The following is a 15,927-nucleotide window of genomic DNA, read 5'->3' as shown; positions in this document are numbered from 1 at the left end:
CCCGCGAACGCAGCCCGGCCCCGCGAACGGGCCCCCGCGAATGGAGCACGGGCCCCGCGCGAACGGTGCCCGTGCCCTCAGGTCAGGAAGCGGCCGCCGTGGTGTAGGCCTGCTGGATCACGCTGCCCCAGTACGGGCCGTACATCGTGGTGGACTTGCTGCCGTAGCCGTAGCTGTTGATGGAGTTCTGGTAGCCGGCGGCGCTGGTGCCGATGAACCACGGACCGCCTGAGGAACCGCCGGTCATGTTGCAGGAGATCCCCTGGGTGTTGAACTGCGGGTTGTAGGGATCGTTCGTCGCGGTGCCGGAGCAGCTCTTGAGGGATTCACCGTTGAAGGGCGCTGCGGCGGGGTATCCGAACGACTTGTAGCTCAGGCCGCGGGCGGCGTTGAACTGCAGCCCGGAGCCGCCGACGACGTCGCTCAGGTACTGGCCGTTGAGCGTGGACATGACGGCGAAGCCGGTGTCGTAGGTCATGTCACCCGAGGAGCTCCACTGGGTGGGGGCGTAGAGGGCCTTGGCCGTCCACTTGCCGTAGGGGGCCGCGCCGTTCAGGTACGCCGGGACGAACGTGAACTTGGTGGCGAAGGCGCCCGGGCCCTCATTCACGCAGTGCCCGGCCGTGGAGACCGTGCTCTTGTTGCCGGAGGAGACCGAGTTGCCGGAGCAGACGTAGTTCGTCCCGCCGAGGGTGAAGAAGACCTTGCCGATGTGCGGGACGGGGGTTTCGCTCGCATTGGTCTTGGTCTGGAGCGTCTGGGATTGCAGCTTGGGAGCCGCGGCCTCGACCTTGCTCGGCGCGCCCGTTTCCGCCGGGCCCCTGGCCGCGGCGGCCTTGCCGCTGCGCTTCATGGCCCTGTCGGCCAGGACGTCGCCGGGGACGGCGCTGCGCATGCGTTCCGCGGTCCAGTAATCGGCCGCGCCCGTCTCGGTGACGGTGTGGCTGGCGACATCGGAGGTGGAAACCGGTGCCTTGGCCGGTGCGGGGGAGGCCGTGGCCGCCCCCGCGGCACTCAGGGCCAGCAGCGCGGCGGCCGAAAGAGTCAGCAGGCTGGTGGCCAGAGTCTTGGGTGTTCTCATGGGTGTCCTAACCGGTGGAAAAGGGGGGCGGCCGCTGTTGGCGGCCGCTGGATGGAACGAAACTACGGCAATTTGACTAACCTGTAAAGTAACTTGTCAATTTTTGTTATGCCGTGTCGGGATGTCACTCATCCGTCCGCGCACGACGCCGGTAGGCGCCAACGGGGGCACCTCGGGTAAGTTAGGGGTGTTGAGATAACACAAGATTCCGGAAATACCCAGACCTTCAGGGAGACGCCCGCGCAATGGCAAAGATTATCTATACCCACACCGACGAAGCGCCGATGCTGGCCACCTATTCGTTCTTGCCGATCATTGAGGCGTTCGCCTCGACGGCCGGTGTGGAAGTGGAGACCCGCGACATCTCGCTGGCCGGCCGCATCATCGCCGTGTTCGGCGACTACCTCACCGAAGAGCAGCGCCTCAGCGACGCCCTGGCCGAGCTTGGTGCCCTCGCCAAGACGCCCGAAGCCAACATCATCAAGCTGCCCAACATCAGCGCCTCCGTGCCCCAGCTGAAGGCCGCCATCGCCGAACTCCAGGGCCACGGCTACGCGCTGCCGGACTACCCGGACAACCCCTCCTCGGACGAGGAAACGGATATCCGGTCCCGCTACGACAAGATCAAGGGCTCCGCCGTGAACCCGGTCCTGCGCGAAGGCAACTCGGACCGCCGCGCCCCGCTCTCGGTCAAGAACTACGCCCGCCAGAACCCGCACAGCATGGGCGCCTGGACGCCGGAGTCCAAGACCAACGTGGCCCACATGGACGCCGACGACTTCCGCTCGAACGAGCTGTCCGTGGTGATCGAGGCCGACACCAACATCAAGATCCAGCTCGTCAAGGAAGACGGCACCGTCAAGGTCCTCAAGCGTGCCTTCCCGGTCCTGGCCGGCGAGGTCATCGACGGCACCGTGATGCGTGCCTCGGCCCTGGATGAGTTCCTCGCAGCCCAGGTTGTCCGGGCCAAGAACGAGGGCGTGCTGTTCTCAGCCCACCTCAAGGCCACCATGATGAAGGTCTCGGACCCCATCATCTTCGGGCACGTCGTCAAGGCCTACTTCGCGGACCTCTTCGCCACCTACGGTGAGCAGATCGCCGCCGCCGGCCTGAGCCCCAACAACGGCCTTGCCTCCATCCTCAACGGCCTCGAGGACCTGCCGGAGGAGATCCGCGGCGACGTCCAGGCAGCCATCGAAAAGGGCCTCAACGAGGGCCCCGAACTCGCGATGGTCGATTCCGACAAGGGCATCACCAACCTGCACGTGCCCTCCGACGTCATTGTCGACGCCTCGATGCCGGCCATGATCCGCAGCTCGGGCCACATGTGGGGCCGCGACGGCCAGGAAGCCGATACGCTCGCCGTCCTCCCGGACAGCAGCTACGCCGGCATCTACCAGGTCGTGGTTGATGACTGCCGCGCCCACGGGGCCTTCGATCCCACCACCATGGGCACCGTCCCGAACGTCGGCCTCATGGCCCAGGCCGCCGAGGAATACGGCAGCCACGACAAGACGTTCGAGATCCAGTCCGCCGGTACCGTCCAGATCGTCGACGACGCCGGCACCGTGCTGATCGAGCACAAGGTTGCCCCGGGCGACATCTGGCGCGCCTGCCAGACGAAGGACGTGCCGATCCGCGACTGGGTGAAGCTGGCCGTCACCCGCGCCCGCGCCTCCGCCACGCCCGCCGTCTTCTGGCTGGACAAGGGCCGCGCGCACGACGCCCGGATGATCGCCAAGGTGGAGGAATACCTCAAGGACCACGACACCGAGGGCCTGGAAATCGCCATCATGTCCCCGGATGAGGCCACGGCCTTCACGGTGGAACGCCTCCGCAAGGGCGAGGACACCATCTCGGTGACCGGCAACGTGCTCCGCGACTACCTCACCGACCTCTTCCCGATCCTCGAACTGGGCACCAGCGCCAAGATGCTTTCCGTGGTGCCGCTGATCAACGGTGGCGGCCTGTTCGAGACCGGCGCCGGCGGATCCGCCCCGAAGCACGTCCAGCAGTTGCTCAAGGAAAACCACCTGCGCTGGGACAGCCTGGGTGAATTCCTCGCACTGGCCGTCAGCTTCGAGCACCTCGCCACCAGCACCGGCAACGCCCGCGCCCAGGTCCTGGCCGACACCCTGGACCGCGCCACCGGCACGTTCCTGCTGGAGGACAAGTCCCCGAAGCGCAAGGCCGGCGAGTTGGACAACCGCGGCAGCCACTTCTACCTGGCCAAGTTCTGGGCCCAGGAACTGGCCAGCCAGAACGACGACGCGGAGCTCGCCGCGGCCTTCGCCGCCGTTTCTGACGCGCTGAACTCCAATGAGGACACCATCACCGGCGAACTCCTGGCCGTCCAGGGTTCCCCGGTGGACCTTGGCGGGTACTACCGGCCGGATGCGGCCAAGGTCGCAGCAGTCATGCGCCCCTCGGCGAAGTTCAGCGAAGTGCTTGCGACGCTGACCAAGTAGTCCCAGCCTTAACGCTCCGGCAGCGCGGTAGGTCGCCACGCAGAACGCCCCGCCTCCCGAAAGGGAGGCGGGGCGTTCCGCTGTTCGTCCGGCGGAGTAAACAAACCAGCCAGATCAGTGCGAACGTCCGGTCAGCGCGGCTGGTCGTGGCGGAAAGGCGGCTCGGGGGCGAGGTCGGGATCGGCGTCCACACGCTCGAAGGCAGGTTCCGCGCCATATCCCACTTCTTCTTGGAGCGGCACGGCGGTGGTGGCGCCCGGGGCGACTGGGTCCACGCGTCCGCGCCATCCGCCCGTCTCGGCCCCGCGTTCTTCGATGAACTGCTTGAATTTCTTCAGGTCGGCAGCAACCTGACGGGAGTCAAGGCCGATGGCCGCGCCGATCTTTTCCGCCGCCGAGTCCGGCTCCCAGGTCAGCTCGACGTTCACCTTCGTTGCGGCCTCGCCGAGATCATCGAACCAGACGGTGCCGGCGTTCCGTGGTTCATCAAGGCTCTCCCACGACACGCGCTGGTCCGGTTCCTGCGCGGTGATCCGCGCATCGTATTCACGCCGGACTCCACCGATGCTGGTCTTGAAATGCACAGTGGTGTCGTCCAGCTGATTAACCGATTCCACGCCGCTCATGAAGTGCGGAAATTCCTCGAATTGCGTCCACTGGTTGTAGGCCTGGCTTAGCGGAACATTGACTTCGATGGATTCCTGAACTGTTGCCATGCAGGCGTCACTCCTTCGATTGGCGGACCGCAGTCCGCGATTCTTGTCGTTGACCGGCATAAAGCCGTTCCTCCACGCTAGCGGGCTTCCGCTGAAATGGTAAGCAGGCTGACGATAGTGGCGGCGGAGGCGCCGCGTTCGGTCTGCGGCCAGGTCGATGCCGGTCGCGGCCTCAGGTGTCGTGGAAGCCCGTCCGGCAGCAGGGTAATCGGCGCGCCTTAGCCCTTACCCTTCCCTTTGTCCTTCGACTTCCCCTTTCCGGCCGGGGCCGGGGCCGGGGCGACGGCGGCCGGGGCCGTCCGCGGGGCAGCGACCTGGGCTGCTGCCTGGGCCGCGGCAGCCTGTTCAGCCGCTGCTTTGTCGGCTGCCGCCTTGTCAGCCGCTGCTTTTTCTGCAGCCTTCCGGGCCGCCTCGGCCGCCTGCTGCGCGGTAAGGTCCGCCCGGACGGCGTCAATCGATGACTTGATGCTCTGGTGGCGTCTGAAGGACACCTCGCCGCTCGCGGCGACGGCATCCAGCCGGGTCAGCAGCTCGTCAAGGTGCTTCAGGGAACCCTCCGGGTCGTTGGCGGCTGCAGCCTCGCTGACAGCCAAGACTTCGGACTGAAGTTGCCGGGCCGCGCCGCTGCCCAGTTCGGGGGCGGGGGAGCCGCAGCCGGCCAAAGCCCCGGCGGCCAGCAGTCCGGCGAGGAGGCTTGCGGAAACCCGATACCTCACCCGGCCGCGGTCTTGCCCGGCGGTTCGCGAATCGCTCATGGTTCCACGCCCTTCTGCAGTTCCCTCAGGTGATCGCCGAGCGGTCCGGTGACGGTGGGGTAGGGGACGACGTCGGGCGCCGCGGGGGCGGACAGGGCGACCGCGATCGTCGCCACGACGGCAAGGACTGCCAGCGCGGCGAGCAGCACGGCCACGCGGGKGCGGGGCCGGGCCCGGAGGAACCATGCGGCCCCGCGCGACACGGAGCGGCGGCGGCGCGGCCGCAGCGGCAGGGCATCCGGGTCCAGCGAGGTCAGGGGGCGTGTTCCCGACGCCGCAGCCGGTGCGACTCCGGGCCTGGGTGGGCGGGGCCGCCTGGCCGGCGGGGCCGGGAGGACCCGGGTGGGTTCCGCTGTGACCGGTCCCGGCAGCGATCCGGGGGAAACGAGGGCAACACGGAAGGCTGCCTCGAGATCGGCGGCCGCGGGGCGGTCCAACGGGTCCAGGACGGTCATGGCCTGGATGAGCCGGGCCCACTCCTCGGGCACGGCGTCCGGAATGACGGGGGCGCGGTGCAGGCGGGCCACGGCGGATTCGACGGCGCTGCCCGGGTACTCCACCTCGCCCTTGAGGCATTCGAGCAGGACCAGGCCCAGCGAGTAGATATCGCTCGCCGGACCGAGGTCGGCACCGCGGGCCTGTTCGGGACTGAGGTAGGCGGCGGTTCCCACCATGGTTCCAGTGGCCGTCAGCCGGGTCCCGTCGATGATCCGGGCGATGCCGAAGTCTGTGAGCTTGGGCCGAAGCGGCTCTCCCGGCCGGACCGGCACCAGGAGGATGTTGGCGGGCTTGATGTCCCGGTGGACGATGCCGAGGCCGTGGACATAGGCGAGGGCATCGGCGATCCCGGCGCCGACCACGGCCAACTCGGCCAGCGGCAGGGGACTGTGGCGGATCCGGGTCCGCAGATCCTGGCCGTCCACGAGCTCCATGGTCAGGAAGGGCCGGGGCTCCTCGGGAATCCGGGTGTCCGTCCCGGCGTCGAACAGCGTCACCAGGCTTGGATGATTCAGGGTGGCCAGCAACTCGATCTCCGCTTCCTGGCGGCGAAGCTCGTCAGGATCGGCCGATTGCGGTGCAAAGAGTTTCAGGGCAACGTCCCGGCCAAGGTTCAGGTCCTTGGCCGTGTAGACCGACGCCATGCCGCCCCGGCCAATCACCTCCCCCAGCTGGTAGCGGCCGCCCAAGGGCTCCGCCGTGATGCTGTTGGGCGAACTGTTCACGATGTCCCCGTATCTTCCGTGTGCGCACCGACGGCGCACCTAAAGAATGATAAGGGTAATTAGTATCCGCTTCTGTTCAGAGGGGACCTCCGGTCCCGGTACCGAAGCGTATTCCCTCACCGGATGCCCCTCCGCCGGAGCATGCCGTTGGGTCCCCCAGCGGACCCAACGACCTCGCTCCGGCGGTACAGGACCGTGATGGGAGCGGTGGCATGCGCTAGGGCGGGCGGGGCTTGCAGCCGGGCCTCGGCTGCGGACCGGAGCGCTCCGGGTGGGCAGGCGCTGAGGGGGTCAGGCCGGCGGGAATTGGGGTGCCGGAAGCCCGGCGGTGGACGGTCGTGTCCATGGGGGATTCTCCTGGGTGACTGTTGGCGGGCGGCGAAGGCAGCCCGACGGGCCGTGCTCTGTGGAGGCAGAGACGGCCCGACTAGTCAGGGGAAGAACCGGGATCAGCGCTAACGGCTGCGTACTCGTGCTGGAGCGGTCCGCCGATGGCGTCGGCCCCGATGGTGGGCAGGTAGAAGACCAGGCTGGGCATCCACGCAGCCGTTCCGGCAGGTCCGCCGCCGGAGTGCCCGCTGCCGGACCCCGAGCCCGGAGCCGGCGGGAGTGCGTCAGGCGCAGGCAGTCCCGTTCCGCCATGCCATGGGCCCGGACCCGGGTTGCCGGAGGGAGCCGGCGGTTCACCGGTCCCGGCGGGGGCCTTGGCCGGCGGGGCAGCGCCGGACTGGACGGCTGCCGCGCCCCGGGGTTCAGGGATCAGCAAGGCGGGGTAGGCAACCGTGGCACCGGGGGAAGGAGATGCCGGGAAGGGACGGGCCGCCACGGTGCCGGTGGGAGCAGGCGTCGGCAGTTGAGCTGGTGCTGCGTTGGCGGCCGTTGCTTTTGCGGCGCCCGCGGGTGCCGATGCGCCATCGACGGCGGCCGGCGTCCCCGCCGGCGATCCCGCCGCGACCTCGCCGCCCGAAACGATGCCGCCTGGACCGATGCCGCCTGGAACGACGCCATCTGGTGGCCCGGCCGCGGGGTCGCCGGGGAGCGGAGATGCTGGATCCGGAGTCGGGGCCGCGGGGTCGCCGGGGAGCGGAGCTGCTGGAGCCGGAGCCGGGGCCGCGGGGTCGCCGACCGGCGGATCGACGCCGGGAACCGGTACCGCAGGGTCCACCACCGGCGGAACAACACCGGGAACCGGAATCGCAGGGTCCAGCACGGGCCCGGTTGCCGGCGGGGTGACTGCCGGCGCAGGGAGCGAAGGGTCAGGGAGCGCCGGGGAGGGGAGTGCCGGGTCCGGTGCCGCCTGCCCAGGGGCGGCGGGCGGTGGCGCGTCGGGAACCGCCGGGTCAGGGGCGGTGTCCGCGGGCCCGTTCGGGTCGGCAGGAACGACGTCCGCGGAAGCTGCAACCGGCCCCGGAACAGCGCCCGCCGCCCAGGTGGCCGCCGGGACCGCGGGGAGGTCCACGGAAACCACGCCGTCGAGGGAGGGAACAGGGAGGTCGTCGGCGTCCGTACACGAGGCGGCGGCCGCGCTCTCCCCGGCGCCGTCGGCCGTCCCGTAGAACGCGCAGGCGTCGTCCGCCTGCGCGGCAGTGCAGGTCAGTGTCAGCCACGCGGCGCCGGCGACGGCGGCCAAAAGCACGCGGCGCAAGGGGCGCAGGGGGCGCAGGGTGCGGCCCGCGCGGGAGGACGCTGCTGCAGGATCCATGCGCGCACCCCCGCTCCCGGAAGACTGGACAATTGCCTACAGGGTAAGTCGGCCCCAACAGGAGAGTCCAGAGCGGGGCCGAAACTGTAGGCATACCGAGACACTTGGAATGCGCCGGGTCCGTTGCCTGGGGCGTGGAAAGTGGGAGGCGGTTAGTGGGCGTCGTTGGGGTAGCTCACGCCGAGCTGCGCGCGTACGCCGTCGAAAAGCCGCATGGTGTTCAGGGAGTCCTCCAGCGGCATGACCGGGCTCTCGGTGAGGCCCTGCTGGATGCACCGCGTGACCTCCCGGAGCTCGTAAGTGTAGCCACGTCCCACCACCGTGAACTGCTCCGTCCGTGGCCCCTCGAAGCCGATCCGGACCAGCAGTTCCTTCGGGTTGTTGATGGAGCCCGGGCTCTGGAGGTAGCCCTTGGTGCCGGCGACGGTGGCCGTGCGGGGGCCAAAGGCCATCAATGACGAGGTCAGTTGGGCCTGGGCGCCGTGGTGGTAACCGAGCGTCAACGCATTCTGGGCATCGACGCCGTCGTCGTTCAGCCAGCCGGTGGCGCTGACCGTTTGCGGGAACCCCAGGGTGCCGAGCGCCCAAAGCAGGGGATAGACCGTCATGTCCAGCAGGGCGCCGCCACCGTCCTTGGGTGCCCAAAGCCGGGAACCGGGCGAGTACGGTGCCGGAAAGCCGAGGTCGGCGCCGACCCATTTCACCTCGCCGATCTCGCCCGAGGCAGCGATCTCGAACGCCCGCTGCATGCTGGGCAGGAACCGGCTCCACACCGCCTCCATCAGGAAGACTCCGTTGGTCCGGGCCGCCGCGATCAACTCGGCTGCTTCCCGGGCATTGATCGTGAGGGCCTTCTCGCACAGCACGTGCTTGCCGGCGTTGAGGGCGGCGAGGGCTATCTTGTGATGGTGGGCGTGCGGGGTGGCAACGTAGACGACGTCGACGGCGTCATTGGCGAGCAAGCGGGCGTAGCCACTGGCGCCGTCCTGGTCACCGTAGGCGTGGACAAAGCCGTAGTCGGCCGCGAACGCGTCCGCGGCCGCCTGTGTGCGGGAGCTGACGGCGTACAGTTCCGCATCCGCCAGCAGCCCAAGGTCGCGTGTGACCGAAGCGGCGATCCCGCCGGTGGCGATGACGCCCCAGCGCAGCCTGGCACCGGTGGCTGTGCGGGGATCCTGGTCCGGCTGGCTGAAGAGCCACGGCTTTGCGATGAGGGCAGACATGGTGCCATCTTCTCACCCAGGGGCGGGCGGGCCGCAGTGTTGACGGCCCTGGCATGGCGGAGTTTCGACGCGGAGATCCAGTCTCACGAAGTTCAGCCCCGGCGGCTCGACGCCGGAGCCGCGGGCGGGCCCCCAAGGCCTGCCCGCAGCTCCCACGCCGAATCCCCCGCAGCTCCGCCACCGGAGTCCCCGCAGCCGGGCGGACCTCAGGGGGTCGGCCGCGGCTGGAGTTCAGCAGCCGGCCGGTCCTCAGCCGGGCAGGGCCGCCGTCGCACGGGTCCGGGCCGTTTCCTCCGTGAGCCGGCCCTGCTGGAGCCGGAAGCGCCGGTCCGTCTTGTTGGCCAGGGCACGGTCGTGGGTGACCACCAGGATGGTGGTGTTGTGGTCCCGGCTGAGCGTGCTGAGCAGCTCGATGATGTGCTCGCCGGTCTGCTCGTCCAGGTTGCCGGTGGGTTCATCGGCCAGGATCAGTTTGGGTTCGTTCGCCAGCGCCCGGGCGATCGCCACCCGCTGCTGCTCGCCGCCGGAGAGCCGGTTGATGCGCCGCCCGTGCTTGTCCGGATCGAGCTGGACCTGTTCGAGCAGCTGCCGGGCCCGCTCGGCGCGCGCCGCCTTGCGCACGCCGGCGAATTCCATCGGCAGCATCACGTTGTCCACGGCCGAGAGGTTCGGGATCAGGTTGAACTGCTGGAACACGAAGCCGATGTCCCGGCGCCTGTAGTTGGTCAGTTTCCCGTCGGGCATGCTGGCCAGGCTCACGCCGTTGACCACCACGTCGCCGCTGGTGGGCTTGTCCAGCGCCCCGAGCAAGGAGAGCAGGGTGCTCTTGCCGCTGCCGCTCTTGCCCACGATCGAGGCCAGCGTGCCCTGCTCGAGCTCGAAGCTGACATCGTTGACCGGCTTGATGGTCCGGTCGCCGGACTTGAACGTGCGGACCAGGTTCTTGACTTCGATCATGGCTATTCTCCTCGGAGGACTTCGATGGGACGGATGCGGGCGGTGAGCAGGGCCGGGACGAGCGCGCCGATGATGGCGACGCCGAAAACTGCGGCGATGCCCGCGGCGATCACGCCGGGGGAGGCGCTCGCCGTCACGGAGGTCAGCAGCTGGCTTGCCCCGCCCAGCGGTCCGCCCGCCCCGCCCGGGAACCCGCCTCCGGGAAAGCCGCCAGCGCCGCCGCGCTGGCCGGTGGCCGCCGCGCTCGTGCTGCTGCTTGAACTGATGAGGGCGCTGGCGATGCCGCCGCTGGCGAAGGAGGCGACGGCGGCGCCCACCACGCTGCCCATGGCCACCAGCACGAGTGCCTCCAGCACAAACTGCAGGCCGATGGTGCGGTTCGGAGCGCCGATGGCCTTCAGGACACCGATCTCGCGGCGTCGTTCGCGGACCAGCATGACCATGATCAGGAGGATGATCAGGCCGGCGGTGCCAAGGGCCGCGACGAAGGCGATGAAGGAAATGTTCTTGACGCTGTCCAGCGAGCTGACGGCGGTCTCAAGGTTCCGCTGGCCCTGGGTGACGTCGGCCTTGTCGGAGCCCAGGGCCGCCTGCAGGGCGGTCTTGGCGGCGTCGACGTTTTCCATGCTGTTGACCGTGACGATCATGGTGGAGAGTTCGTCCGGCAGCCCGGCGAGGGTCTGGGCGGTCGGCAGCGTCACGTAGAGCGCATTGTTGCCGAACGCGGTCCCGGCGTCGAACAGCCCCTGGACGGTGAAGGTTTTATCACCGATGGTGAACGTCGAGCCCACGCTGAGGCTGTTCTTGGTGGCCAGGGTGGTGCCCAGCAGGGCGCCGGTGGACGCGGCGGTGTAGTTGCCCAGGCCGGTGCCCTGAGTCAGCTGCAGTGCCTTGCCGGTGGAGTCCACCTCGGCGCCGATGCCGGTTGCCGTGATGGGCAGCGAGAACGCCGCCTGCGCGGTGCTGCCGGTACTGCCCGAGGTGGTGCTTCCGGAGGTGCCGGTACTGGCTTGGTTACGGTTGCCGAGGGTGCCGGCGTCGACGGCGGCCGTGAGGCTCGTGGTGACGGAGGTGGCCGACTGGCCGCCGGGGCCGCCTTGGCCTGTCCGTCCTGACGCGGCCTCGGCGGCAATGTCAGCGGCGTTGCGCAGGCGCAGCGCCTTGGTGCCGACCACGCTGCTGACGTTGGGGACGGCCGCCGCCGTGGCTGCCTGGGCGGATGTCAGCGGCTCGCCGCCGCCCTCGAACCCCTGGCCGCCGGCCGGGTTCACGGTCAGGACCGTGCCCACCGAGGCGTTCAGCTCGGCAACCTTGCCGGTGACGGCCTGGTTGGCCACGAGCATGGCCAGGGCAAGTCCAATGGCTACGGCCAGGACCGCCACCACGGCGGCCGTCCTGACCTTGTTTCGAAAGGCGTTGCCTACGCTCCGGGCAAGAACGCTCACGGTGCTCCTAGTTTTTCTTGGGTGACTTTGGGGGGTATCTCCTGCCGGGCCCGATGCCCGGCGCTGGTCCCACAGTGGTACGGGCCGCTGTGCGAACCTCCCCCGGGAGCTATGGATCTGCTGTGAAGCCGGTTGCTGCAGGCAAGGTCACCGCCAAGGTCACCGCCAAAGTCACCGCCAAGATCACTGCCAAGGTCACCGCCGGCGCACCACGGCCAACGCACCACTGCCAACGCAAGAGCCCCGGCCCTCCCTTGCGGGAGAGCCGGGGCTCTGTACTCTGGCGCGGCCGGTGAAGCGGTCGCCCAGATAAGGAACTACTGCTTGGTGATCGGGCCGAGGACCGGATCGTTCTCGTACGCCGTGTGGACGTTGTCCTTGGTGACGATGACCGGCTTCAGCAAGTACGCGGGAACAACCTTGTTTCCGTTGTTGTAGGACTTGTCGTCGTTAATCTCCGGCGTCTTGCCTGCCTGGACGTCGTTGACCATGGTGATCGAGTGGTCAACGAGCGCATTGGTGTCCTTGTTGATGGTGGAGTACTGCTCGCCCGCCATGATGGACTTGACCGACTCAACCTCGGAGTCCTGACCCGTGACAACCGGGATCGGCTTGCCGGCGGCCTTGACAGAGGTGATGATCGCGCGGGCCAGGGTGTCGTTCGGGGACAGCACGCCGTCAAGCGGGGCGCTGCCGTACGTTCCGGCGAGCAGGGTGTCCATGCGCTTCTGGGCGTTCTCTGCCTTCCAGCCCTGGGTAACGGCCTGTTCGAAGCTCGTCTGGCCCGAGAGGACCTTGAGGGTGCCGTCGTCGATCTTCGGCTTCAGGACGCTCATGGCGCCGTCGAAGAAGACCTTCGCGTTGGCGTCGTCAGGGGAACCTGCGAAGAGCTCGATGTTGTACGGGCCTGCCGGCTTCTTGCCCTTCATGCCGTCCAGCAGCGCCTGGCCCTGGAGTTCACCGACCTTGAAGTTGTCGTAGGCCACGTAATAGTCCACGTCCGGGGTGTTCAGGAGCAGACGGTCATACGCGATGATCGTGGCGCCGGCATCCTTGGCCTGCTTGAGCTGGGTGCCCAGCTGCGCACCGTCGATAGCACCGACGATGATGAGCTTGTCGCCCTTGGTGATCATGGCACTAATCTGGTTCTGCTGATCCGAAACGCCGCCATTGGCGAACTGCACATCCGGCTTGTAGCCGGCCTTGGTGAGGCCGTCGTTGAACAGCTGCTCCGCCAGAACCCAGTTTTCCGAGGTCTTCTGGGGCAGCGCGACGCCGATCGACGAGCCCTTCGGGAATGCTTCGCCTCCGGAGCTCGAACCGCCGGTAGTCCCGGTGTCGGAACGGCCGCAGGCCGTCAGCGCCAGTGCCGCAATAGCAGCGATTGCTGCTGCCTTTCCTGCTTTACCAATCATTCGCATTGCTTGGTTCACTTTCTTTTGGTGGTGTGCGGAGAATTGTGGGGTTGGGGAGCCGCTCAGGCTCCCCTGGAGATGACGTCTGTGGTTTGGGTTGTCTCGTCGGCCTTGATCTCGTTACTGCGGCTGAAGTTCTTCATCAGCATCCCGACGACGGACCTCTTGCCCTGGGTCTTGTTGTAGACGTCGAAGGCGACGGCGATCAGGAGCACCAGGCCCTTGATGATCTGGGTGAGGTCGGCGCCGACGCCGAGCAGCTGCAGGCCGTTGTTCAGGACTGCCATGACCAGGCCGCCGATGATCGAGCCGATCACGGTGCCCACGCCACCGGTGACCGCGGCGCCGCCAATGAACACGGCGGCGATGGCGTCCAGTTCCCAGCCGACGCCGTCGAACGGGCCTGAGGCGGTGGAGCGGCCGACGAAAATCATGCCGGCGAGGCCGGCCAGGAAGGACATGTTCATCATGACCAGGAAGTTGACCTTCTTGGACTGGACACCGGAGAGCTCGGCGGCGTGCCGGTTGCCGCCGACGGCGTAGATGTGGCGGCCGATAACGGTCTTGGAGGAGATGAAGCCGTACACGAGGACCAGGACGGCCAGGATCAGGCCCGGCACGGGGAAGGAGGTGCCCGGCCGGCCGGTGGCAAAGAGGTAGGTCGCGTAGAGGATGGCGCCGGAGATCAGCACCAGTTTGAGGACCATGACCCACGCTTCGGGAACCTCGGCACCGAGGGCCTTGGCGTTGCGGCGGGAGCGGATCTCGCTGAAGATCACGAACGCGACGCCGAGCAGGCCAATGAGCATGGTGGGGTTGTTGTAGCCGGTATTCGGTCCAAACTCGGGCAGGTAGCCGGAGCCGATGTACTGGAAATCCGTGGGAACCGGGATGGTGTTCGACTTGCCGACCAACTGGTTGGCGCCGCGGAAGATCAGCATGCCGGACAGCGTCACGATGAACGCGGGGATGCCGACGTAGGCCACCCAGAATCCCTGCCAGGCCCCGATCAGGACGCCGAGCCCGAGCCCCATCAGGACGCCGATGTACCAGGGCAGCCCCCAGTCGCGGATGAAGAGTGACACGCAGACACCCACGAAGGCCGCGACGGAACCGACCGAGAGGTCGATGTGCCCGGCGATGATGACCAGCACCATGCCGATGGCGAGGATCAGGATGTAGGAGTTGCCGTTGAAGAGGTTGATGACGTTGCCCGATGTGAGCGTGCGGCCCTCCGTGAAAATCTCGAAGAACACGATCAGCGCAACCAGGGCGAAGATCATGCCGAATTGGCGGGTGTTGCCGCCAAAGAGCTTCTTGAGCGCGTTCATTGTTTCAGTCCTTGTGTCCGGGGTGTTCGGATTGTTCTGGTTTGTCCCAAAGGGTCAAGCGGTCTTGCGGGCGGACGTCATGAGTTTCATGAGGCTTTCCTGGCTGGCTTCGTCCTTGTTCAGGACGCCGGTGATGGCGCCTTCGAAAATCGTGTAGATCCGGTCCGAGAGGCCCAGCAGCTCGGGCAGCTCCGAGGAAATGACGATCACGGCCTTGCCCTCGTTGGCCAGCTTCTGGATGATGCCGTAGATCTCGTACTTGGCCCCGACATCGATCCCGCGGGTGGGTTCGTCCAGGATCAGCACGTCCGGGTCGGTGAACATCCATTTCGCCAGCACGACCTTCTGCTGGTTGCCGCCGGAGAGCTTTGCGACGCCTTCCTCCACGGAGGGCGTCTTGGTCCGCAGCGACTTCCGGTATTCCTCCGCGACGGCGTATTCCTTGTTGGCGTCCACCACGAAGTTCTTGCTGATCTTGCGCAGGTTTGCCGAGACCGTGGTGGCCTTGATGTCGTCCAGCAGGTTCAGGCCCAGGGACTTGCGGTCCTCGGTGACGTAGCCGAGACCGGCGTCGATCGCCTGGCGGACGCTCTTGAGCTGCAGTTCCTTGCCGTCTTTGTAGACATGGCCCGAGATGAAGCGGCCGTACGAGCGCCCGAACACGGACCGGGCCAGTTCGGTGCGTCCGGCGCCCATCAGGCCCGCGAACCCGACGATCTCGCCGCGGCGGACGAAAAAGCTGGAGTTCTTGCAGACCAGGCGGTCCTGGATCTGCGGGTGCCCGACGTTCCAGTTCTTCACCTCGAAGAGGACATCGCCGATCTTCGGCTCGTGGTCCGGGAACCGGGATTCCAGGGTCCGGCCCACCATGCCCTTGATGATGCGGTCCTCGTCGACGCCGTCGGCCTTGACGTTCAGGGTCTCGATCGACTTGCCGTCGCGGATGATCGTGATTTCATCGGCGATCTGTTCGATCTCGTTGAGCTTGTGCGAAATGATGATCGAGGTGATTCCGCGGCCCTTGAGGCCCAGCATGAGGTCCAGCAGGTGCTGGGAGTCGGACTCGTTCAGCGCCGCCGTGGGCTCGTCCAGGATCAGGAGCTTGACCGACTTGTTCAGGGCTTTGGCGATCTCGACCAGCTGCTGCTTGCCGACGCCGATCTCCTTGATGGGGGTGTCCGGGTCCTCGCGCAGCCCCACCCGGGCCAGCAGTTCGGTGGACCGGGTCCGGGCCTCGGCCCAGTCGATCACGCCGCGCTTGGTGGGCTCGTTGCCGAGGAAGATGTTCTCCATGATCGACAGTTCGGGGATGAGCGCGAGTTCCTGGTGGATGATCACGATGCCGGCGTGCTCGCTGGCCCTGATGTCCTTGAACTCCTGGACTTCGTTCTGGTAAACGATGTCCCCGGTGTACGTGCCGTAGGGGTACACGCCTGAGAGCACCTTCATCAGGGTCGATTTCCCGGCGCCGTTCTCACCGCAGATGGCGTGGATCTCGCCGGCCTTCACCCGCAGGCTCACATCGGCCAAAGCTTTAACGCCGGGGAACTCCTTGGTGATGGATCGCATCTCGAGGATTAGCGGATCACTGTGCGTGTTGAGGGACGTCAT

Annotated in this window: 13 protein-coding genes; 2 read left to right on the top strand and 11 right to left on the bottom strand. The window is 67.4% G+C overall.

The features are described 5' to 3' along the window. Positions 1-82: 82 nt before the first annotated feature. On the bottom strand, positions 83-1,081 hold the full coding sequence (locus AC1DZV_RS13430; protein WP_476953886.1) for a trypsin-like serine peptidase: 999 nt from the start codon (positions 1,079-1,081) through the stop codon (positions 83-85). A 245-nt stretch (positions 1,082-1,326) separates the two neighbouring features. On the opposite strand from AC1DZV_RS13430, the gene AC1DZV_RS13425 reads away from it, so the two are divergent. After that, the gene (locus tag AC1DZV_RS13425; RefSeq protein ID WP_476953885.1) at positions 1,327-3,549 is read left to right on the top strand and encodes an NADP-dependent isocitrate dehydrogenase; all 2,223 of its coding nucleotides are present in this window, start codon (positions 1,327-1,329) and stop codon (positions 3,547-3,549) included. 131 nt (positions 3,550-3,680) lie between these two features. Here the strand turns inward: AC1DZV_RS13425 and AC1DZV_RS13420 are convergent, their stop codons facing one another. The 7 genes from AC1DZV_RS13420 to AC1DZV_RS13390 all read right to left on the bottom strand — a co-directional run bounded on the left by AC1DZV_RS13420 (position 3,681) and on the right by AC1DZV_RS13390 (position 11,570). Then, entirely contained in the window at positions 3,681-4,325 is a 645-nt protein-coding gene (locus AC1DZV_RS13420) for an SRPBCC family protein (protein ID WP_476953884.1), read from the bottom strand. A gap of 158 nt (positions 4,326-4,483) precedes the next feature. Further along, positions 4,484-5,020, bottom strand: coding sequence for a mucin-associated surface protein (locus AC1DZV_RS13415; RefSeq protein WP_476953883.1), 537 nt, complete (start codon positions 5,018-5,020; stop codon positions 4,484-4,486). After that, entirely contained in the window at positions 5,017-6,246 is a 1,230-nt protein-coding gene (locus AC1DZV_RS13410) for a serine/threonine-protein kinase (protein WP_476953890.1), read from the bottom strand. Before AC1DZV_RS13410 ends, AC1DZV_RS13415 begins: the two co-directional genes overlap by 4 nt. 424 nt (positions 6,247-6,670) lie before the next feature. Next, on the bottom strand, positions 6,671-7,945 hold the full coding sequence (locus AC1DZV_RS13405; protein WP_476953882.1) for a hypothetical protein: 1,275 nt from the start codon (positions 7,943-7,945) through the stop codon (positions 6,671-6,673). Between the two features lie 152 nt (positions 7,946-8,097). After that, on the bottom strand, positions 8,098-9,168 hold the full coding sequence (locus AC1DZV_RS13400; protein ID WP_476953881.1) for a Gfo/Idh/MocA family protein: 1,071 nt from the start codon (positions 9,166-9,168) through the stop codon (positions 8,098-8,100). Between the two features lie 249 nt (positions 9,169-9,417). Beyond that, positions 9,418-10,125 (bottom strand): ABC transporter ATP-binding protein, encoded by a 708-nt coding sequence (locus AC1DZV_RS13395; protein ID WP_476950359.1) that lies wholly within the window; start codon positions 10,123-10,125, stop codon positions 9,418-9,420. A 2-nt stretch (positions 10,126-10,127) separates the two neighbouring features. Further along, positions 10,128-11,570 (bottom strand): ABC transporter permease, encoded by a 1,443-nt coding sequence (locus AC1DZV_RS13390; protein ID WP_476953880.1) that lies wholly within the window; start codon positions 11,568-11,570, stop codon positions 10,128-10,130. A 122-nt stretch (positions 11,571-11,692) separates the two neighbouring features. On the opposite strand from AC1DZV_RS13390, the gene AC1DZV_RS13385 reads away from it, so the two are divergent. Next, complete coding sequence (locus AC1DZV_RS13385) at positions 11,693-11,866, top strand: hypothetical protein (RefSeq protein ID WP_476950361.1); 174 nt, start codon at positions 11,693-11,695, stop codon at positions 11,864-11,866. Between the two features lie 21 nt (positions 11,867-11,887). Here AC1DZV_RS13385 and AC1DZV_RS13380 read toward each other — a convergent pair whose 3' ends face one another. From AC1DZV_RS13380 to mmsA, 3 genes are read right to left on the bottom strand one after another with little or no spacing between them, the layout of a single operon-like run. Next, entirely contained in the window at positions 11,888-12,991 is a 1,104-nt protein-coding gene (locus tag AC1DZV_RS13380) for a substrate-binding domain-containing protein (RefSeq protein ID WP_476950362.1), read from the bottom strand. 56 nt (positions 12,992-13,047) lie between these two features. Beyond that, positions 13,048-14,316 carry a multiple monosaccharide ABC transporter permease gene (gene mmsB / locus AC1DZV_RS13375; protein ID WP_476950363.1) on the bottom strand — a complete coding sequence of 423 codons (1,269 nt, stop codon included), beginning with the start codon at positions 14,314-14,316 and terminating at the stop codon, positions 13,048-13,050. 54 nt (positions 14,317-14,370) lie between these two features. After that, a complete protein-coding gene (gene mmsA / locus AC1DZV_RS13370; RefSeq protein ID WP_476950364.1) occupies positions 14,371-15,927 on the bottom strand; it encodes a multiple monosaccharide ABC transporter ATP-binding protein in 1,557 nt (518 codons plus the stop codon).

The organism is Arthrobacter sp. P1_D12 (genome assembly GCF_056406175.1).
Note: the sequence above shows the minus strand (reverse complement) of the source record. Positions and strands in the feature narration are given on the sequence as shown.